We start from the raw sequence: 18,500 nt of genomic DNA on the forward strand, positions 1-18,500 counted from the left end.
AGTAGCCCCGGCCGCGTGACGGGCCGGGGCTACGCAGGATGAACCCGCAGGCTCTCCTCAAACGAGCCCCAAGGTAAAAAACTGCTCCTGTTTCTTGCTTTCCATCACAGTATCTAACCCCTCCTCATCTGAGGAGGGGAACTAGCTTTAGCCGCAGACGCCCCGTCGCCGTAATAACCGTTGTTTTGCATTTTCGCCCTTTCCTGGCACTTGGCCGGACCTTTTCGGCCCAACCAGGGTTACTCTCTGCATGAACGTCCACCTCCAACAGATTCTGGATAACCCGCTGGCGGCGGCGGCCATTGTCGGCAACCTCATCATCATCGAAAGCCTGCTGAGCGTGGACAACGCGGCGGTGCTGGCCACGATGGTGGGCGACCTGCCCAAGGAGCAGCGCCAGAAGGCTTTGCGCTACGGCATCATCGGCGCCTACGTGTTCCGCGGGCTGTGTTTGCTGTTCGCCTCCTTCCTCATCAACTTCTGGTACCTCAAGCCCCTGGGCGGCCTGTACCTGCTGTACCTGGCGTACCAGCAGTTCAAGCCCAAGCGCGGCAGCGACGACGAGGAGCTGCCCGACAAGCAGCAAAGCTGGCTGTACCGCCGCACCCTGGGCGCCTTCGGGCAGTTCTGGGCCACCGTGGCCCTGATTGAGCTAATGGACCTGGCTTTCAGCATCGACAACGTCTTCGCCGTCGTCGCCTTCACCGACAACCTCATCCTGGTGTGCGTGGGCGTGTTCATCGGCATTCTGGCCATGCGCTTGGTGGCCCAAGCCTTCGTGCTGCTGATGGCCAAATATCCCTTCCTCGAAACCTCCGCCTTTTTGGTTATCGGCATCCTGGGCCTGAAGCTGATGCTGTCCTTGTTCGAGCATTTCCAGCCCACGCACCCCTTCAGCGTGTTCCTCAGCAGCCACACCGCCGATGTGGGCCTGACGGTGCTGACGGTGCTCATGTTCGTCGTGCCGCTGGGCACCTCGCTGCTGTTCAACGTGCCGCGGCACCAGCGGCTGGGGTAGCGGGGAACTGGCGCCGGTTTAGCCGTCGAAGACGGCGTAACCGGTGCCTGTCATAAAGCAGGCTTTCAGCCTGCGTTCGGCGCCCGGCCTCTTTGCTGGTTGCTCAAAAAAAGTCGTCGGGCCCGGAAGAACACTTCCGGGCCCGACTGCTTTTTGCACGGCCCCAACGCAGGTTGAAAACCTGCTTTATTGTGGGCACCGGTTACACTCGCTTCGCTCGCTAAACCGGCGCCAGCTGGGCCGATTGCGCGCGTGTCTTCGGCTTCTTGGTCTTGTTGCGCCGGCCCCACCAGATGATGGTACCCGTCACGGGCATGCTGGCCACAATCAGGCTGGTGAGGAAGGCCACGATTTTGCCGCCGAAGCCCAGAATCTGGCCCACGTGCAGGTCGTAGTTCATGTCCGAGAACAGGGTGCCGCGGCCTTTGCGGGCGTGGGGCAGAAACTCCATCAGCTGGCCCGACACGGGGTGAAAGGCGTACTCGTCGCGGTGGTAGTAGTGCAGGGCCTTGCCGTAGGTCCAGCAGTACACCGGGTCCTTGCGGGTGCTGGCCGGGCCGATCAGAATCATTTCGGCCCGGGGCGAGAGGCGGCGCGCCTCGCGGTACACGAGGTCGTGCAGGGGCTGGGCGGCCGCGGCGGCGGGCTGCAGGGTATCCACCTTGGCGCTGATTTTCTCGCGCTTGTCCACCGGCCCGCCGTTGATGACGAACACCGTCGAGTCGAGCATCCAGGGGAAAATCATGAACAGGCCAGTCAGGGCCAGCACCAAGGCAATGCTGGCGGCGTAGAAGCCCAGCACGTTGTGCAGGTCGTAGTTGACGCGCCGCCACCGGGCGCCCCACTTGATGGTGAAGCGCTGCTTCCGCTCCTGCTTGCGCTTGGGCCACCACAGTACCAAGCCCGTAATCAGCATCACCACGAAGATGGAAATGCCGCCCCCGACCACCCACTTGGCCACCGCCTCGGGCAGCAGCAGGTGCATGTGGATTTCCTGGACGATGGTGAAAAAGTGCGTGCGCAGATCCGTCTCGTGCAGCACCTGCCCCGTGTACGGGTTCAAGGACACCATGATGGGCGCCCCGGCCTTATCCACGAAAAACACCGTGGCCGAACGCTCGGGCCCGAAGTAGGTGGTCCAGCAGTCCTTGGCGGCAATGCCCGGGTGCGGGGCCAGGGCAGCGGCCTCCAGTTGCGAAGGCAGTTGCATGGCGGTAGTCTGCACCGGCACTTTGCGCCAGGGCTCCGTCAGGTCCCGGATATCATCCTGGAAGGTGAAGATGGCGCCGGTCAGGGCCACGATGAACACAATCAGCCCCGAGGCCAGCCCGAGCCAGAGGTGAAGTTTGCCGACGGCTTTCTTGAAGGGAGTCATCATGGCGGAAGGTTAGTGCGTCGTTGATTCCACGTCTCCGAGTACCGGAAACCAGATTTCCAGCCCGCCCAGGCCGGTGGCCGGGTCGAATTCGGGGCCGTACCGCTCGAAGTCGGGCGTGGGCGACCATTGCAGGCCGGAGGCGGGGTACCACTGCTGCCAGATAGCGTCCCAGGTGGCCTGCAGGGCGCTGATGGGGCCCGCGTGCTGGAACACGGCGTAGCGGGCCACCGGCACGCGCATGCGGCCCAGCCCCAGGGGCAGCGCGGCCAGGTCCGTTACCTCGTGGGCGCACATGTACTCGAAGGTTTTGCGGCCCACGTCGGCCTGGCACACGATGCCGTAGGTGACGCCGCCCGGTACCATCCCCGGCAGTGGCTTCAGCGCCCGAAACCGCCCCCACTGCGCCGGCACGGTGGCGTCGGCCGTGGCGAAGTGGTGAAAACTGCGCAGGCCGCCCATGAGCATGGCGCGGCCGGTTTCGAAGCGGGGAACGGGCGGTTGAGTCATAGCGGGTCAGGTGGCGGGGCGGCGGGAAAGGCAAAATCCGCCGCGGCCGGCAAGTGCGGCCGCGGCGGATTGCGGGGGGCGTAGGCGGCCTAGAACTTGTAGGCGATGCTGCCGATGATGCTGCGCAGCTTCTGCGGGTTCATGGTGGTGTAGCCGGTCCAGTACTGCTTGTCGGTGAGGTTATCCACCTTGGCCGAGAGGCGGTACTTGGGCTGGTCGAAGAAGATGCTGGCGTTGAGCACCGTGTAGCTGGGCAGCGTAAACACGTCGGTGGTGGTATTTACGATGCGGTTTTCGCTGGCGTAGTTGCCGCCGAAGCCCGCACCCAGGCCGCGCAGCGTGCCCGAGGGCAGCCGGTAGCTCACCCAGAGGTTGGCCAGGTTGGGCGAGGAGGCCACGTTGGGGCGGCGGCCGTTTTCCGCCTCGCTGGCGTTTTTCCACTCCGAGACGTTGTAGGCGTAGCCCGCCACGATGTTCAGGCCTTCCACGGGGTTGGCCGTCAGGTTCAGCTCGGCGCCCTGGCTAAACTGGGTGCCGTTCTGCGTCTGGGCGTTCGGAATGCCGTTGGTGGCGCCGGGGGAGCTGGGGGCTACCGGCGTGGCGCGCAGCAAGTCCTGCACCTGCACGTTGTAGTAGCTCAGCGTAGCGCTGATACGGCCGCCGGCCGCGTCCAGCTTGACGCCGCTTTCCCACTGGTTGGCCCGCTCTACTTTGGCCGTCTGGGCCTGGCCGCTGGTGTTGATAAACGTGCCGTCGGTGGGGTTGCGGAAGCTGTTCTGGTAGTTGGCAAACAGCGCCACGCGGTCCTTCACCGGCTGGTACACCACCCCGAACTTCGGCGAGAGGGTCGTCTGCGAGTAGGGCTTGTTTTCGGTGTAGTACACACCGCCCTTGTTGTCGTAGTGGTCGAGGCGCAGGGCGGCCAGCACGCTCAGCTTGTCGGTCAGGTTCAGCACATCGGAGGCGAAGGCGCTGTACGTGTTCGACTTGGTCACCACCAGGTAGTGGCTGGGCGCGGCGGCGGCGTAGGCGGCCTGCACGGCGTCGCGGTTGAAGCTGCGGTAGTCATTGGCCCCCAGCGTCAGCGGCACCGCATCGATGTAGCCGCCGAAGAAGTCCTGGTCGTTGTTGATGCGCAGGAAATCCAGGCCCAGCACCACACGGTTGCGCAGGCTGCCCACCTGGAAGTCACCGTTGAACAGCTGCTGTACCTCCCACACCTGCCGGCGGCTGTTCTGCGTCGATTGGTCGGCGCGGGCCAGCGTGACGGGGCCGCCGTTGGCGCCCGGCATCAGGTAGAAGTAGGGCGCGTTGCCGTTGGAGTAGCTGTGGCTGCTGGTCAGGAAGGTGGTGGAGGTGAAGCTCGGCGAAATCTTGTACCGCACCTGCCCGAACAGGTTGGTGCTGCGCGAGTCCTGAATCAGGCCCGGGCCGGTGTACGACTGCCGGTAGTCCAGCGGCGCGTCTTCGGCGCGGTTGAAGCCCAGCTGGGCCGAGGGGAAGTAGAAGAAGATGATCTGCTTGCTGGTGCCCCGGCCCTTGTAGATTTCCGCGTCGAGGTTGACGGTCAGGCGGTCCGAGGGGCGCCATTGCAGGCTGGGAGCCACGGCCAGGTTCTTGTTGAAGCCGGTGTAGCCCTTGTTCTGGTAGCTGTCCTCGTAGGTGTAGGCCGTGTTCAGGCGCAGGCCCAGGGTTTTGGGCTGGTCGGCGGGCGCGTTCTGATCCACCAGGTTCACGTCGGCACTCACGCGGTGGAAGCCGTAGGAGCCGGCCGCCACGTTGATTTCGCCGCCGAAGGTGTCGGTGGGCTTCTTGGTCACGCGGTTGATCAGGCCGCCGTAGGAGGTCAGGGCCGAGCCGAACAGCGTAGCCGACGGGCCCTTGATCAGCTCCAGCTTCTCCAGGTTCACCGCGTCGATGTCGCTGGTAACGGCGCCGGCCACGCCGTTGCGCAGCTGGCTCGACACCACGAAGCCCCGCGAGGCGTAGTAGGCGCCGCCGTCGCCGCTGCGGCCGGTGGCGTCCCACATTTTCTGCAGGCCCGGGGCGTTGCGCGTCGCGTCGTCGACGGTGAAAACCAGCTGCTCGGTCAGCAGCTCCTTGCCCACGGTGGCGTACACCTGCGGGTTTTCCAGGTTGCTGAGCGGCATCTTGGCCACGTCCACCGACTGCTTGCGGCTGAACTTATTGATGCGGTTGCCCTGCACCGTCACTTCGCGCAGCTGCTGGGCGCTTTCGGCCAGGGTGAAATCCACCGTCACCGGCTGCCCGCCGCTCACCGTTACGGGCTTCTCCGTCGTCTGCAGCCCCACGGCCGACACCACCACGGTGTATTCCCCGTCGCGCACCCGCTCGATGGCGAAGCGGCCCTGGGCATCGGTAATGGCGCCCTGGGGGCGGCCTTTCAATCCTACGGAAACAGCTTCGGCGGGCGAGCCATCCTGCGTGGTGACGGTACCGCGGATGGTGGTGGAGGCTTGCTGGGCCCAGGCGGGCAGCGCAGCAGCCGAAACGATGGTGGCCAGGCCGAGGAGGCGAAGGTGGTTCATGCGGGCTTCGTTATTTGGAATAATTCCAAAGAGCTGCAAAGAAATAGCCCAAACCCGGTTTAGTAAAATATCGACCTTTAATTGTTCAGAAATTTACAACACAACTTATAATCATTCTAAATACAAGAGCCGTTACAGCTAGGCCCCGAACGGGCGCTACAAACGCCAACCGCCCCTCCGGCCGGTTGCCAGAGGGGCGGTTGGTTTTCGATGGACCTGGAAAGCAGGCCGGTACGAATAAGCTCCGCGCCGCGCATGGTACCACACCTGACACCCATGCTAGTTGCCGCATGTGGCGCGGGGCTTCAGGAGTCTTTAACGTCGACCTAAATGGCCTGGCTGCGCCAGAAATGCGGATTTTGGGCCGCGTCGAATGCGGATTTTCAGCGTGCGTAATTGCCCCGGCCGGATTAGCCGACTTACTTGCCGCCCAGTAGTTACCACATTCCCGCATGAGCTTATCCGCATTACTCGCCCGCACTCTGGCGGCCGGCTTGCTGCTGGCCCAAACCGGCTGCGTGGGCCTGAGCTTGGTGGTGGGCAGCAAACAGGCGGACAACGGCACCTCGTTTACCAAGCACCGGGGCCAGCAGACGCCCTTCGATGGCAGCCAGCCCAGCTATACCAGCCAGGCCGATGCGCTGCGCCTGTGGGGCCCGCCCTGGCGCCGGCAGCTGCGCGACGGGCACGAGTGCTGGACTTACAAAACCCTGCGGCCGAAGTGGCGCGGCCTGGAAGTCTGGGGCATCCTATCAGTGCCCGTCTTGCTACCGGCCGGCCGCAAAAAAGCCACCCTGGAATTCGCCGATGGCCAGCTCGTGCGCTACACCATCGACAGTGGCCGCGGCTACTTCGTGGGCCTGTTCCTGAACAACAGCACGGGCGCCTGGTGGCGGTTTTTCGAGTACGATCCAGCATACGAAGGCTCCTGGGGCACTTATTAGCCAGGCGCCCTACCGCTTGGCCTGGGCCCGCAGTAGGTAGGCCTGCACGCCGCGCCGGCCGCTGTCCATGAGCTGCTGCTTCTCCGCGTCCGACATGCGCTTGATTTTCGGGGCGAAACCGGCGGTGTTGATGCTGATGGTCCGGCTCCAGTCCTCGGGGCGGGCGGGGTTGAGGTTTTCCTCCGTCAGGTTGTAGAGGGCGCCCACGTAGGAGCCGAAGCCGTGAATTTCGTAGGGGGCCAGGGCCTGCCGGCCGGTGGGCAGGGTATCGAGGGCAATCTGCTCGGCCCGATCCACGCGCAAACCCAGCGTCTGGGGGTTGAACACGTTGCCGCGGGCGTCGGGCGTGGCCGGGGCGCCGGTGGGCAGGTAGCGCGGCTTGTCGAACAGGTCGATGGGGTAGTTGGCCAGCACCCCGCCGTCGACCAGTACCTGCACGGGCTGGCCCTTGGCGGGCTTGCCGTGGATGACGTTGCCCTGGGCATCGAGCAGCACGGCGCGGAAGTACAGCGGAATGCTCATCGAGATGCGCACCGCATCGGCCACGCGCATCTGGGGGCTGGTTTCGTAGCTGAACACCTGCACCCGCTGCAGGGTGAGGTTGGTGCCGGTGGTGTACAGGTCGCGGAAGTGGCCGGGCTGCTGCTGGGCCAGCTGGTGCAACTCGCCCAGGGTGAGGTCGGGCTTGCCAGTTTTGCGGGCCACCAGGCCGGCTATTTTATCGGCCAGCGCGTCGCCGAGGTACCAGCCGTACTGCTTGCGCATGCGGTGCGAGCCGCCGAAGAAAAACCAGCGCCCGTCGTTGAAGCGCTGAATGGGCGTGTTGTTGACCACCTCCACGATTTCGGCCGGGGTGAAGCCCACGGCCAGCAGGGCCGCCTGAATGGCCCCGGCCGAGGTGCCGCCCACCCGCTCGATGCCGCGCAGCACGCCCTGCTTGTCCAGCTCGTCGAGGGCCCCGCCGTAGGCCACGCCGCGGATGCCGCCGCCCTCCATCACCAGGTTGCGGTACGGATACGCGGTTTGCTGGGCCAGGGTGCCGCCGGCCGTCAGCAGCAGGCCGGCCAGCAAGCCCAGGCGGCCAATCGTCACGGGTATAGTCTTGTGCCTCATGCTACAAAGATAACCGCCGGGCCGCCAGTGGTTGCACTCCGGCCCGCCGCAGGCAGCTCGACGGCCCTAAACCCGGTATCTTTGCTGGCGGCCCGCAGGGCCCCCGAGAAGACACTTTCCCCGACCTGCCTCCTTCCCCCACCCCATTCCCCCGTCCACCCCATGAGCACTACCGGCACAGGCGACACAATTCTGGTAATTGGCGCCGGCGGACAACTCGGCTTCGAACTCACCCACGAGCTGCGCCAGCGCTACGGCGCCTCGAACGTCATTGCGGCCGATGTGCGGCTGCCCAAGCACCCGGAGCTGGCCGAGGCCGGCCCCTTCGAGCAGCTCGACGTGCTCGACCGCGCCCGCCTCGGCGAGGTCATGCAGAAGTACCGCCCCCGGCAGGTGTACCACCTGGCCGCCCTGCTCTCGGCCACGGCCGAAAAGAACCCTGAGTTTGGCTGGCAGCTGAATATGGACGGGCTGTTCAACGTGCTCAACGCCGCGCTGGAGTACGACAAGCCGCGCATCTACTGGCCCTCGTCCATTGCCGTATTCGGGCCGCACACTCCGCGCGAAAACACCCCGCAGTACACCGTCATGGACCCCGGCACGGTGTACGGCATCAGCAAGCAGGCCGGGGAGCTGTGGCTCGACTGGTATTTCCGCCGCCACGGCCTCGACGTGCGCAGCCTGCGCTACCCCGGCCTGATCGGCTACAAATCCTTGCCCGGCGGCGGCACCACCGACTACGCCGTCGACATCTACCACCACGCGGTGCAGGGCCTCGCCTACCAGTGCTTTCTGCAGGAGGATACCTACCTGCCGATGATGTACATGCCCGACGCGCTCAAGGCCACGCTGGATTTGATGCACGCCCCGGCCGAGCAGGTGAAAATCCGCACCTCGTACAACCTGGGCGCCATGAGCTTTTCGCCAGCCGAAATTACCCGCAGCATTCAGCAGCACCTGCCCGATTTTCAGGTCAGCTACCAGCCCGACTCGCGCCAGCAGATTGCCGACTCCTGGCCCAAGAGCATCGACGACTCCCGCGCCCGCGAGGACTGGGGCTGGACGCCCGCCTTCGACCTCGACCGGATGACGGCCGACATGCTGCAGCACCTGCAGCAGGAGCCCGAGTACCTGGCCCCGCTGACGGCCGCCGCGAAGTAGCGCGGGCTTGGCTACGCCTTCCTTCGGTTCAGCCCGCGTCCGTCAGATAGTAATTCCACTTTTGAAACTCTGGTCGTTTAACGATGCAGATTACTATCTAGCGGACGCGGGCTAAAGCCCGCGCTACATCATTCTGGCCCGGCCTGCGTATCGAAAGCGGCTTTATTCGCGATGCGCCCATGATTGTCAACTACACCGCCGAGGGCTGGCAGCTTATCTACCAGCAGGCTCACGCCCTGCTCGCGGCCCAGTTGCTGCACCAGTGGCCCGCCTTTCTGCCGCCGGACCGCTGGGTGGGCCTGCTGGCCGCCGCTGCCCAGCACGATGACGGGCAGCGCCGCTGGGACGGCCGCTACGCCCTCACCCCTGCCGGCGCCCCGGCCGACTTCACCATGAAGGCCTTTTCGCCCGAACAGGCCCGCGAAGTGATGCGCGAAGCCCGCTTCCAGGGTCGCTGGCGCAGCCTGCTCACCGCGCTGCACCTGAGCTTTCTGTACGAGGAGCTGCGCGGGCAGAACCCCGAAACCGACGCCTTCCTCGACGGTTTGCGCCGCTGCCAGCAGCAGTGGCGGCGGGAGCTGGGAATGCGAAAAGCCGAGGCCCAGCAGGCTTACGCCCTGTTGCAGTGGTGCGACCGGCTCAGCCTCATCTTGTGCCGCCAGGAGCTGCCCGACATGGAACGCCTGCTCGAAATCAGCCAGGGCCCCGACGGCCGCCGCTACGACGTGCGCCAGCTCGCCGACGGCACGGTACAGGTGCAGCCCTGGCCCTTCGCGGCCCCGGAGTTTGAAGTGACGGTGGAGGCGGCGGTGCTGCGGCAGCTGCAGTTCCAAGATGATGAGGGGCTGAGCCAGGCCATCAAGGCGGCGCCCATCGTCGTGCTGCGCTGGACGCTGCGCCGCTGACGGCGGCCCGGGTGGCGCCTTGCCGGGGCCGGCGGGTGAAAAATACGTACTGCCCCGGATGGAACAGCCACTGCTTTCGGGCCGACCTTGCGGAGGTGAAACCGTGGCTATACTTCTCCCCCACAGCCGGCCGCCGCTTCGGCCGCGTAGCGCTGACAGCTGTTCTGGTCCTGCTGGCCGCCCTGGCCGGGGCGCAAACGCCCGAGCCGGCGGACCTGGCCCTGGACGAAACCTTTGCCGATAACCGCCGCGGCTGGGCCGTGGGCGATTTTGGCACTTGGTCGGCCACGCTCACGCCGGGCGAGCTGACGCTGACGGCCCGCGACAACGCTGGCTATTGGAACTGGCTGGGGGTGGCCGTCAATTTCGAGCAGGATTTTACCATCGAGGCGGAAATGCAGACTTCCACGGCGGGTGGGCTGGTCTGGGGCGGCCGCTCCTGGCGCAACTCCCGGCTGTTTGGCCCGCTGGTGGATGGCTGCGCCGTCACGAGCTGGCGCGACGGGCAGTTTTATTGGTCGGCCAACAACCCGGTGCGCACGGCGGCCATTCAGCCGGCCGGCGGCTGGAACAGCTTCCGCATGGAGCGGCGCGGGCCCCAGCTCCGATACCTGCTGAACGGGCAGTTGGTGTACCAGGAAGCTTACACCGGGGTGCGGGGCAACAGAATCGGCTTCCAGATCGGGAATGGCGGCACCTTGCGGGTGCGGCGGCTACGGGTGTGGCACCGCAGCCACCTGCGCCTGGCCCCGGCCGCCGCCGCCCGGCTGGCCCGCGAAGAGCAGACAGCCCTGAACGACCCGCAGCAAAGTGAGTCGATGCCCATCGTCACGCCCGACGGCCGCGCCATTTACTTTTCGCGCGGCAACGTAGCCACGCAGCTGCCCAACGTCATTCACCGGGCCCGCCGCCGGGCCGATGGGCGCGACTGGGAAACGCCTGTTGACGTGGGGCCGCCGCTCAACAACAACTCCTTCAACGCGGTCATGGGCATCACGCCCGACGGGCAGACGCTGCTGCTGACGGGCCACTACCTGCCCGATGGGCGCCCGGCCGCCACGGGCGGCTGCTCGCTCAGCCACCGCCGGCCCGATGGCTCCTGGTCCGTGCCCGAGCCCATCATCATCCCCGGCCTGCCCGCCCGGGCCTCCCACTACTACTACTCGCTGGCCGCCAGCGGCCAAACCCTGGTGGTAGCCACCGGCAACCAGGACGACCCCGAAGACCCGCTTGACCTGTACTTCAGCCACCGCGACCCGGGCACCGGCCGGTGGTCGGCCCTGCAAGGGCTCGGGCCCGACGTGAACACGCTGGGCTACGAAAACTCGCCCTTTCTGGCCGCCGATGGCAAGACGCTGTACTTCAACTCCGACGGGCACGGCGGCTACGGCCACCTTGACCTGTTCGTGACCCAGCGCCTCGACGACACCTGGCAGCGCTGGAGCCCGCCGCTCAACCTGGGCCCCACTTTCAACTCGGTACACGAAGACTGCTGCCTCTCGGTGCCGGCGGCTGGCGACTACGCCTACTGGGTAACCGGCAACCCGCCCCACCAGGGCGGCGACGTGTTCCGGGCCCGCCTCGTGCCCGAAACGCGGCCCCAGCCCACGCTGCTGGTGCGGGGGCAGGTGCGCGACGCCCGCAGCGGCCGGCCGGTGGCGGCGGCCGTCGTCTACGAAACGCTGCCCGCCGGCACCTTCGCCGGCCGGGCCCAGGCCGACACCGCCGGCCGGTTTGAAATCGTGCTGCCGGCCGCGGCCCAATACGGCTTCCGCGCCGAGGCGGCGGGCTACGTGGCCGCCTCCGACTACCTAGACCTGACCGCGCTGACCACCCCCCAGGAAACCACGCAGGACCTGCTGCTGCTGCCCGTGGCCGCGCCCGTAGCGGCCTTGCCGAGCCGGGCCGCGGGGGGCACCAGGGCGCCGGGCACGTTGCCGGAGCAGCTCAGCGCCGTGGCCGTCCCGGCCGAAGAGAAAATCACGCTCAACAACGTGTTTTTCGTGCGGGGCAAGGCTATCCTGCTGCCCGGCTCGTTTCCGGAGCTGCGGCGCCTGGCCCAAACGCTGCAGGAACACCCGGAGCTGGCTATCCGTCTCGATGGGCACACGGATAACGTCGGCACGGCCGCCGAGCTGCAGACGCTGAGCGAGCAACGGGTGGTGGCGGTCAAGAATTTCCTCGTCAGGCAGGGCGTGCAGGCGACCCGCCTGGACACGCGCGGCTACGGCGGCACCCGCCCGGTGGCGCCCAACGACACGGAAACGCACAAAGCCCGGAACCGGCGGGTTGAATTCGTGATTGTGCGGCGCTGACCGGGCTCCGCGGAAGCCCGGCCCCAACGTCTGGCCCCGACCGGCCGTAGTACGGCAGATATCAACCCGGCCCCACTGGCGGGCCCGCTGTTTATGGCTACCCCTTTCCGCTTCTCCTCGCTGCCTTCGTTGCTGAGCAATACCCTCGGGCAGTTCAACGAAAACAACTCCCTGCGCCTGGCGGCCGCGCTGTCCTACAATGCAGTGCTGTCGTTGCCGCCGCTGCTGCTCATCGTCATCACCACCGCGGGCACCCTGCTGGGGCAGGAGGCGGTGCAGGGCCAGGTGTTTGCCCAGCTCAACGGCCTGGTCAGCGCCGACGCGGCCAAGACCATTCAGGACTCCATCACCAGCTTCAACCAGCAGCGGCAGGGCGGCATGTCGGCCGCCCTGGGCATTGGCACGCTGATTTTTACGGCCACCACGTTCTTCGTCACCCTGCAGGAAAGCCTGAACAGCATCTGGAACCTGCGCGTCAAGACCTCCGGCAACGTGGGCGTCGTCAAGCAGTTTATCCGCGACCGGGTGCTGAGCTTCGGCATTATTCTGAGCATCGCCCTGCTGCTGCTGATTTCCTTCGTGGTCAGCGCCCTGCTCAGTTTCTTCACCAACTACCTGCAGCGCATCATGCCCGACGCGACGGTCCTGCTGCTGCGCGCCATCGACTTCGTGCTGTCGTACGCCATTACCACGGTGCTCTTTGCCCTGATTTACCGCTTCCTGCCCGACGCCATCATCCGCTGGCGCGACGTGTGGGTGGGCGCCGCCGTCACGGCCGGGCTGTTCGTGCTCGGCAAATACCTGCTCACCTTCTACATCAGCTCGGCCGACCCCGGCTCGGCCTTCGGGGCGGCCGGTTCCATCATCGTGCTGCTGATCTGGATTTACTACTCCTCGCTCATCATCTTTTTCGGCGCCGAGCTGACCCAGCAGTACGCCGACTGCTTCGGGGCCCATGTGGTGCCCAAGGCCCACGCCGTGCGCATCGAAGTGCGCGAAGTGCCCCCCGGAGAAAGCGAGGAGGAGCAGAAAACGGGCCGCCCCCACGCCGAAGGACGCTGGCGCAAGTAGAATTATAGCAAGGCATAGCTTGATATAACTAAGCAAAAAAGTTATAGCTTGGCGCATTCCTGCCTTCCGCTATGCGTCCTGCTATTGCCCTTCCGGGCCTTATTCTCTTATGGTGCAGCGCGGCCCTGAGCGCCCGCGCCCAAACGCCCGCCGATTCTGCCCGCCTCGTCGTTATCAGCCCGGTGGTGGGCGAGGTAATCGACGCCGGCGAAAAGGCTACTTACGGGCTGTTTCCCTACTACTCGGCCAATAACTTCGAGGAAGCGCGCCTGTACCGGGCCCTGCGCCCCGACAGCGCCCTGACCCTGCGCGCCCGCCTGCGCGACGGCCGCACGGCCCTGCGCCCGATCAGCGCCGACGAGCTGGCCATGGTCCGCCGCAGCATCGAGGAGCGCGTCCGCAACGTGGGCACCGCCGCGCCCCTGGGTGCCCCTACCGACTCGGTGGGCCAGCACTACCAGGTGACCCTTCGCAGCGGAACCAGCTTCACCGGCACGCTGGTGGCCCTACGCCCCCGGGAGCTGGAATTCGACACGCCCGATCTGGGCCGGGTGCTCACGCCCCGCGCCAGCATCGTGGAGCTGCTGCCGCTGCTGGGCAAGCGCCGCCCCTGGGAATACGTGGGCAACGGCACCCGCCTGTTTTTTGCCCCCACGGCCCGCAATCTGCGCCGGGGCGAGGGCTACGTGCAGAGCCTGAACCTGCTGCTGGCCGGCGCCAACTACGGCCTGACCGACCACTTTTCCGTGGGGGTGCTGGCCTCGCTGATTCCGTCGATACCTTTTTACCAGCAGGCCTTTGCCATTACGCCCAAACTCAGCACCCCGCTGCGCAACGACAACTGGCACGTGGGCGGCGGGGTGCTCTACGCCACCGCCGGCGGCACCGGCCTGGGTGTGGCCTACGGCGTGACGACCTTTGGCACGGCTAACCGCAACGTGACTTTCGGGCTGGGCTACGGCTTCGGCGGCGGCGAGCTGGCCCGCTCTCCGGTGTTTCTGCTGGGCGGGGCTACGCGCGTCGGGCGGCGCATCTCGCTGATGTCGGAGAACTACCTGTTTGCCGCCGGGCGGGGCAACGGCGTGGCCGCGGGCCTGTACGGGATGCGCCTGAACTGGCCCCGCGCTACCTTCAGCCTCGGCGCCCTGTATTTTGCTTCCCGGAGCGCGTTCTTCAGCACCTACATCTACCCAGTGTACCTCGACCTGAGCTACCGCTTCGGGCAGGTAAAATAAGCCGGGGCCGCACCAATCCGGCCGGCTGCGACGTTGCGTTCGTAGCTTCGCCTTATCCTGCCGCTATGAAACGTCTGCTTCTTCTGCCGCTGCTGGCCCTGCTGCTCGGCGCCTGCGAAAAAGATCCTGAACCGAGGAGCCTCGCCGGCGACCCGGGCACGGCTAAGTACCGCATCATCTTCCGGGCCACTTGGAGCGCGGCCACCCACCCGCAGGCCTACCCGGCCGGGGCTCATTTTTCCCGCCTGATTGGGGCAGCGCACGGCACTGCTATGGACGGCGCGGAAGTATTGTTCCGCCCCGACCACCTGGCCAGCCCCGGCCTCAAGGACATGGCCGAGCGAGGCAATAACACTATTCTGCGCACCGAGCTGCTGGCTCATCAGGGCGCGGGCCTGCCGGTGCGCGAAATTTTCGAAAACAACCTGGCTTACATCGACTCGCCCGGGCAGTTTGTGGATACCGTGCAGGTGGATGGGCAGCACCCGCTGGTGTCGGCCGTGACGATGATTGCGCCCAGTCCCGACTGGTTTGTGGCCCTGCACGAGCAGTCCTTACTGGATGAGCGGGGCCAGTGGCTGCCGGCCCTAACGGTAGTGGCCCGTGCCTACGACGCTGGCACCGACAGCGGCCCGGACTTCGACTCGCCCGACCAGCCCACCACGCCGGCCCGGCCGGTAGCGCCCATCGTCGGCGCCCCGCTGGCCCCGGGGGGCACGAGCACGCCCCTGGGAACTTTTTATCTGGAGCGCATTCAGTAAGGCTGGCCCGCCCGTGCCGGCTGCTTATCTTTGAGGAATATGCACTTCGGTATGACTCGTTATTTCCTCATTGCAGCCGCCGCGCTGCTCCCGCTCTGTTCCATCGGCCAGGCCCAGGCCCAAACCGCCTCCACTGCGCAGCTGGAAAGCCAGCTGGCTACGGAAGCCTGCCAGGAGCTGACCAAGCAGAACACTGCCCGCCCCCTGGCCCAGCTCAGCCCCACCGAGGCCATGAGCACCCTGCAGCAGACCATGATTCAGGTGGTGATGAAGCACCCGCAGGAGGTGGAGAAAATCATGAAGGCCAACGGCGCCGACCCCTCCACCGCCATGCGCGAGATGGGCCAGCGGGTAGCTACCAAGCTGGGCGCCGATTGTCCGGTGGCCATGGCGCTGTTTACGCGCATGGCCGAGGGCAACACCGGCGAGGCATCGGCGGCCGACCTCAGCGTAAGCCCCGAGGAGCAGCCCCTGCTGATCAAGCTATCCACCGACATCTGCACCGACCTCAGCGCCCAGGATGCAAAGAAACCCTTGGCCAAGATGCCCAAAGCCGAGCGCATGAACCTGGTGCAGGCCATGATGGAAAAGCACATGAAAGCCAACCAGGCCGCGCTGACCAAGCAATACGGCCCCACCTTCTTCCAGGACATGGAGCGCATCCGGGCCATGGGCGTGAAAGTGGGCGGGCTCATGGCCAAGCAGTGCCCCACGCAGGCCGCAGCTTTCACGCGACCCTAAGCTTCCAGTAGCCACTTCAGCAAACGGCCCGCCGCGCAGACTTGCGCGGCGGGCCGTTTGGCTTAGCGAATAGGCTGCATTAAGCCGGCTGGGGCTGGCCTTCCTTGGTAGCCAGCTGCCCGCAGGCCGCGTCGATGTCCTTGCCGCGGGAGCGGCGCACGTTCACCTGCACGCCGCGGTCGGCGAGGTACTTCATGAAGGGCACGAGACGGTCTTCCTGGGCGTTGAGGTAGGCGGCCGGCGCAATGGGGTTGTACTCAATCAGGTTGACCTTGCAGGGAATCCACTTGGTGATTTCCAGCAGGGCTTTGGCGTCCTCGATGCTGTCGTTGAAGTTGTCGAACACGATGTATTCGTAGGTCACCATGCGGCCCGTTACCTGGTGGTAGTGCTGCAGCGCCTCCTTCAGCACCGGCAGCGAGTTCGACTCGTTGATGGGCATGATGGTGTTGCGCTTCTCATCGGTGGGCGCGTGCAGGCTCAGCGCGAGGTTGGCCTTGAAGCCGTCGTCGGCCAGCTTCTTGATCATCTTGGAGATGCCGGCGGTGCTCACGGTGAGGCGGCGGGCGGCCATGCCCAGGCCTTCCTTGTTGTCGGTGATGCGCTCCACGCTCTTGAGCACGTTGGCGTAGTTGAGCAGCGGCTCGCCCATGCCCATGTACACGATGTTGGTGAGCGGCTTGCCAAAGTGCTCCTCGGCCTGCTGGGCAATGATGGCCACCTGGTCGAAGATTTCGGCCGTGTCGAGGTTGCGCTTGCGCTCCATGTAGCCGGTGGCGCAGAACTTACAGGTAAGCGAGCAGCCCACCTGCGAGGAAATGCAGGCCGTCATGCGGTCATCCTTGGGGATGAGCACGCCCTCGACGAGGTGCCCGTCGTGCAGGCGGAAGGCGTACTTGATGGTGCCGTCGGTACTTTGCTGCTGCTTCTGAATCTGCACCGCGTTGATGCTGAAGTGCGCGGCCAGCAGCTCGCGGGTGCTGAGCGAGAGGTTGTTCATCTCCGCGAAGCTCGTGGCTACGTTGCGCCAGAGCCACTCCATCACCTGTTTGGCGCGGAAAGGCTTTTCCCCGTGCTCCACCAAAAAGGTCTTGAGCTCGTCGAGGGTAAGTTTGCGGATATCCCGCTTGGTGACAATGGGCAGCGTAATCATGGCACAAAGGTACAAACTAGCAGCAGCTTAGGTTCCCGCTAATTGCGCAGGCGCGAGAGGAAGTAGCTGATTGATAACTAGAACGTCATCCTGAGCGAAGCGAAGGACCTTCCTCGCCCCCCGCACCGCCGCTGATACCAACGTACAGACTTGGCTAGAATAGCAAAAAGCGCAGCCACCCAAGCCCGGACGATTGGGCGTTGGTGGCTGCGCTTTGTAGTTGGTGCATGGTGGGAGGAAGGTCCTTCGCGCTGCTCAGGATGACGTCCTTAATTATCTGCTCAGCTACCCCTGCTCTGTCAGCCGGGCGGCTACGTCGGCGGGCAGGGGGCGCAGCTTGCGCGTGTGGTAGTCGAAGCAGAGCATGCCGGTTTTGGCCCGGGCTATGTCGCGGCCGGTGGTGGTCTGCACTTGGTACACCACATCGAAGCCGTACTTGCTCAGCTCGGTGGCCGCCATCTGAATGCGCAGCACGTCGCCGTAGAACCCCTCGCCCTTGTACTCGACGGCCAGGTCGGCCATGATGAGGCCCTGGCCGGTGGCGGGGTCGACTTCCGCCAGCTGCACCCGGCGCAGAAACTGCACCCGCGCCTCGTGCAGCAGGCTCACCAGCGCGTCGTTGCCGAGGTGGTTGCCGTAGTTCAAATCGGTGATGCGCACGGGCAGCTCCACGACGACGGCAAAGGACTCGGGCAGGGTTATCTTGATTCGGGCCATGAATCGGCGAAAAAACGGGGCCGCGCTGAAACTCACGGCCCTGGGTTTACGATTAAGGCCGCGCCGCGGGGAAGCGCCGGGCCGGGGAAGTTCAATTTTTTCGTCCCGCGCAAATATCGGCATGCCGAATTGTCGAACGGCCGATTTGCCGTATCTTACCATCCCCCGGCCCCCCACCGGCGCATTCTCCCCTGTTCCCATCTTCTTCACCGTTCCCCCAATGATTGTAGAAGTACGTCCCACGGCCGACGGCTCCAACACGCTGTACGTGCCCGCCCTCGACGAGCATTACCATTCCACGCACGGCGCCGTGCAGGAAGCGCTGCACGTGTACCTGCAAGCCGGGCTGGAAACGGCCCTGGCTACTGCCACCGGTCCGGCCCCGGTGTGGGTGCTGGAAGTGGGCTTCGGAACCGGGCTGAACGCGCTGCTGACCCTGCAGCGCAGCCTCTCGTCGGCCGCCCCCATCTTCTACGACACCATCGAAAAGCACCCGCTTGCGGCCAGCGTTATCCGCAAGCTCGGCGCCGAGCGCTACATCCTCAACCCCGAGCTGCTGGAATGCTACGAGCTGCTGCACGAAGCCAGCTGGAACACTCCCGAGGCCCTGACCACGCAATTTGCCCTGCTCAAGCTGGAAGGCGCCCTGCAGGACTTGCCGCTGGCCGAGGACACCTACCAGGTTATCTACTTCGACGCTTTCGCGCCCGAAAAGCAGCCGGATATGTGGACGGAGGAAGTATTCCGGCAGCTGTACGCCGCCGCCGCACCGGGGGGCTGCCTGGTGAGCTACTGCGCCAAGGGAGCCTTCAAGCGCAGCCTGAAAGCCGCCGGCTGGCAGGTAGAAACCCTGCCCGGCCCGGCCGGCAAGCGCGAAATGACCCGCGCCTGGAAGCGGTAAACGTGGCTTGCACCAAGGCCCGAACCTAGTA

Annotated in this window: 16 protein-coding genes; 10 read left to right on the forward strand and 6 right to left on the reverse strand. The window is 65.5% G+C overall.

What is annotated here, in order from left to right:
* Positions 1–250 precede the first annotated feature (250 nt).
* Complete coding sequence (locus tag EJV47_RS19515) at positions 251–1,018, forward strand: TerC family protein (RefSeq protein WP_126694868.1); 768 nt, start codon at positions 251–253, stop codon at positions 1,016–1,018.
* Positions 1,019–1,238: 220 nt separating this feature from the next.
* On the opposite strand, the gene EJV47_RS19520 is transcribed toward EJV47_RS19515, so the two are convergent.
* The 3 genes from EJV47_RS19520 to EJV47_RS19530 all read right to left on the reverse strand — a co-directional run bounded on the left by EJV47_RS19520 (position 1,239) and on the right by EJV47_RS19530 (position 5,452).
* Entirely contained in the window at positions 1,239–2,396 is a 1,158-nt protein-coding gene (locus tag EJV47_RS19520; protein WP_126694869.1) for a PepSY-associated TM helix domain-containing protein, read from the reverse strand.
* Positions 2,397–2,405: 9 nt separating this feature from the next.
* Positions 2,406–2,903, reverse strand: a complete 498-nt coding sequence (locus EJV47_RS19525; protein ID WP_126694870.1) for a GyrI-like domain-containing protein — start codon at positions 2,901–2,903, stop codon at positions 2,406–2,408.
* 89 nt (positions 2,904–2,992) lie between these two features.
* Entirely contained in the window at positions 2,993–5,452 is a 2,460-nt protein-coding gene (locus tag EJV47_RS19530) for a TonB-dependent receptor (protein WP_126694871.1), read from the reverse strand.
* A 452-nt stretch (positions 5,453–5,904) separates the two neighbouring features.
* On the opposite strand from EJV47_RS19530, the gene EJV47_RS19535 reads away from it, so the two are divergent.
* Positions 5,905–6,396, forward strand: coding sequence for a hypothetical protein (locus EJV47_RS19535; protein ID WP_126694873.1), 492 nt, complete (start codon positions 5,905–5,907; stop codon positions 6,394–6,396).
* A 9-nt stretch (positions 6,397–6,405) separates the two neighbouring features.
* Here the strand turns inward: EJV47_RS19535 and EJV47_RS19540 are convergent, their stop codons facing one another.
* Positions 6,406–7,509 carry a patatin-like phospholipase family protein gene (locus EJV47_RS19540; protein WP_126694875.1) on the reverse strand — a complete coding sequence of 368 codons (1,104 nt, stop codon included), beginning with the start codon at positions 7,507–7,509 and terminating at the stop codon, positions 6,406–6,408.
* Positions 7,510–7,671: 162 nt separating this feature from the next.
* Between EJV47_RS19540 and EJV47_RS19545 the strand changes: the two genes are divergently transcribed.
* The 7 genes from EJV47_RS19545 to EJV47_RS19575 all read left to right on the forward strand — a co-directional run bounded on the left by EJV47_RS19545 (position 7,672) and on the right by EJV47_RS19575 (position 15,698).
* Positions 7,672–8,670 (forward strand): NAD-dependent epimerase/dehydratase family protein, encoded by a 999-nt coding sequence (locus EJV47_RS19545; protein ID WP_126694877.1) that lies wholly within the window; start codon positions 7,672–7,674, stop codon positions 8,668–8,670.
* A gap of 179 nt (positions 8,671–8,849) precedes the next feature.
* The gene (locus EJV47_RS19550; protein WP_126694879.1) at positions 8,850–9,575 is read left to right on the forward strand and encodes a DUF3891 family protein; all 726 of its coding nucleotides are present in this window, start codon (positions 8,850–8,852) and stop codon (positions 9,573–9,575) included.
* 95 nt (positions 9,576–9,670) lie between these two features.
* Entirely contained in the window at positions 9,671–11,890 is a 2,220-nt protein-coding gene (locus EJV47_RS19555) for an OmpA family protein (RefSeq protein WP_126694881.1), read from the forward strand.
* 93 nt (positions 11,891–11,983) lie between these two features.
* A complete protein-coding gene (locus tag EJV47_RS19560; protein WP_126694883.1) occupies positions 11,984–12,961 on the forward strand; it encodes a YihY/virulence factor BrkB family protein in 978 nt (325 codons plus the stop codon).
* Between the two features lie 71 nt (positions 12,962–13,032).
* The gene (locus EJV47_RS19565) at positions 13,033–14,196 is read left to right on the forward strand and encodes a hypothetical protein (RefSeq protein ID WP_126694885.1); all 1,164 of its coding nucleotides are present in this window, start codon (positions 13,033–13,035) and stop codon (positions 14,194–14,196) included.
* A gap of 65 nt (positions 14,197–14,261) precedes the next feature.
* Positions 14,262–14,957 carry a spondin domain-containing protein gene (locus EJV47_RS19570; RefSeq protein ID WP_126694887.1) on the forward strand — a complete coding sequence of 232 codons (696 nt, stop codon included), beginning with the start codon at positions 14,262–14,264 and terminating at the stop codon, positions 14,955–14,957.
* Positions 14,958–15,008: 51 nt separating this feature from the next.
* Positions 15,009–15,698 (forward strand): hypothetical protein, encoded by a 690-nt coding sequence (locus EJV47_RS19575; protein ID WP_126694889.1) that lies wholly within the window; start codon positions 15,009–15,011, stop codon positions 15,696–15,698.
* Between the two features lie 79 nt (positions 15,699–15,777).
* Here EJV47_RS19575 and rlmN read toward each other — a convergent pair whose 3' ends face one another.
* Both rlmN and EJV47_RS19585 read right to left on the reverse strand, forming a co-directional pair.
* Positions 15,778–16,851 (reverse strand): dual-specificity RNA methyltransferase RlmN, encoded by a 1,074-nt coding sequence (gene rlmN, locus EJV47_RS19580; protein ID WP_126694891.1) that lies wholly within the window; start codon positions 16,849–16,851, stop codon positions 15,778–15,780.
* Positions 16,852–17,136: 285 nt separating this feature from the next.
* Positions 17,137–17,568 carry a thioesterase family protein gene (locus EJV47_RS19585; RefSeq protein WP_126694893.1) on the reverse strand — a complete coding sequence of 144 codons (432 nt, stop codon included), beginning with the start codon at positions 17,566–17,568 and terminating at the stop codon, positions 17,137–17,139.
* A 220-nt stretch (positions 17,569–17,788) separates the two neighbouring features.
* On the opposite strand from EJV47_RS19585, the gene mnmC2 reads away from it, so the two are divergent.
* Entirely contained in the window at positions 17,789–18,469 is a 681-nt protein-coding gene (gene mnmC2, locus EJV47_RS19590; RefSeq protein WP_126694895.1) for a tRNA (5-methylaminomethyl-2-thiouridine)(34)-methyltransferase MnmC2, read from the forward strand.
* The last annotated feature ends 31 nt before the right edge of the window (positions 18,470–18,500 follow it).

It is taken from the genome of Hymenobacter gummosus, assembly GCF_003970915.1.
Taxonomy (GTDB): Bacteria; Bacteroidota; Bacteroidia; order Cytophagales; family Hymenobacteraceae; genus Solirubrum; species Solirubrum gummosum.

Bases quoted from the DNA above. Each gene is read 5' to 3' on its own strand.
- EJV47_RS19545 (WP_126694877.1), top strand. From the start codon at position 7,672: ATGAGCACTACCGGCACAGGCGACACAATTCTGGTAATTGGCGCCGGC.
- EJV47_RS19520 (WP_126694869.1), bottom strand. From the start codon at position 2,396: ATGATGACTCCCTTCAAGAAAGCCGTCGGCAAACTTCACCTCTGGCTC.
- EJV47_RS19565 (WP_126694885.1), top strand. From the start codon at position 13,033: ATGCGTCCTGCTATTGCCCTTCCGGGCCTTATTCTCTTATGGTGCAGC.
- EJV47_RS19550 (WP_126694879.1), top strand. From the start codon at position 8,850: ATGATTGTCAACTACACCGCCGAGGGCTGGCAGCTTATCTACCAGCAG.
- EJV47_RS19570 (WP_126694887.1), top strand. From the start codon at position 14,262: ATGAAACGTCTGCTTCTTCTGCCGCTGCTGGCCCTGCTGCTCGGCGCC.
- EJV47_RS19540 (WP_126694875.1), bottom strand. From the start codon at position 7,509: ATGAGGCACAAGACTATACCCGTGACGATTGGCCGCCTGGGCTTGCTG.
- EJV47_RS19525 (WP_126694870.1), bottom strand. From the start codon at position 2,903: ATGACTCAACCGCCCGTTCCCCGCTTCGAAACCGGCCGCGCCATGCTC.
- EJV47_RS19560 (WP_126694883.1), top strand. From the start codon at position 11,984: ATGGCTACCCCTTTCCGCTTCTCCTCGCTGCCTTCGTTGCTGAGCAAT.
- EJV47_RS19535 (WP_126694873.1), top strand. From the start codon at position 5,905: ATGAGCTTATCCGCATTACTCGCCCGCACTCTGGCGGCCGGCTTGCTG.
- EJV47_RS19515 (WP_126694868.1), top strand. From the start codon at position 251: ATGAACGTCCACCTCCAACAGATTCTGGATAACCCGCTGGCGGCGGCG.
- EJV47_RS19530 (WP_126694871.1), bottom strand. From the start codon at position 5,452: ATGAACCACCTTCGCCTCCTCGGCCTGGCCACCATCGTTTCGGCTGCT.
- mnmC2 (WP_126694895.1), top strand. From the start codon at position 17,789: ATGATTGTAGAAGTACGTCCCACGGCCGACGGCTCCAACACGCTGTAC.
- EJV47_RS19575 (WP_126694889.1), top strand. From the start codon at position 15,009: ATGACTCGTTATTTCCTCATTGCAGCCGCCGCGCTGCTCCCGCTCTGT.
- rlmN (WP_126694891.1), bottom strand. From the start codon at position 16,851: ATGATTACGCTGCCCATTGTCACCAAGCGGGATATCCGCAAACTTACC.
- EJV47_RS19585 (WP_126694893.1), bottom strand. From the start codon at position 17,568: ATGGCCCGAATCAAGATAACCCTGCCCGAGTCCTTTGCCGTCGTCGTG.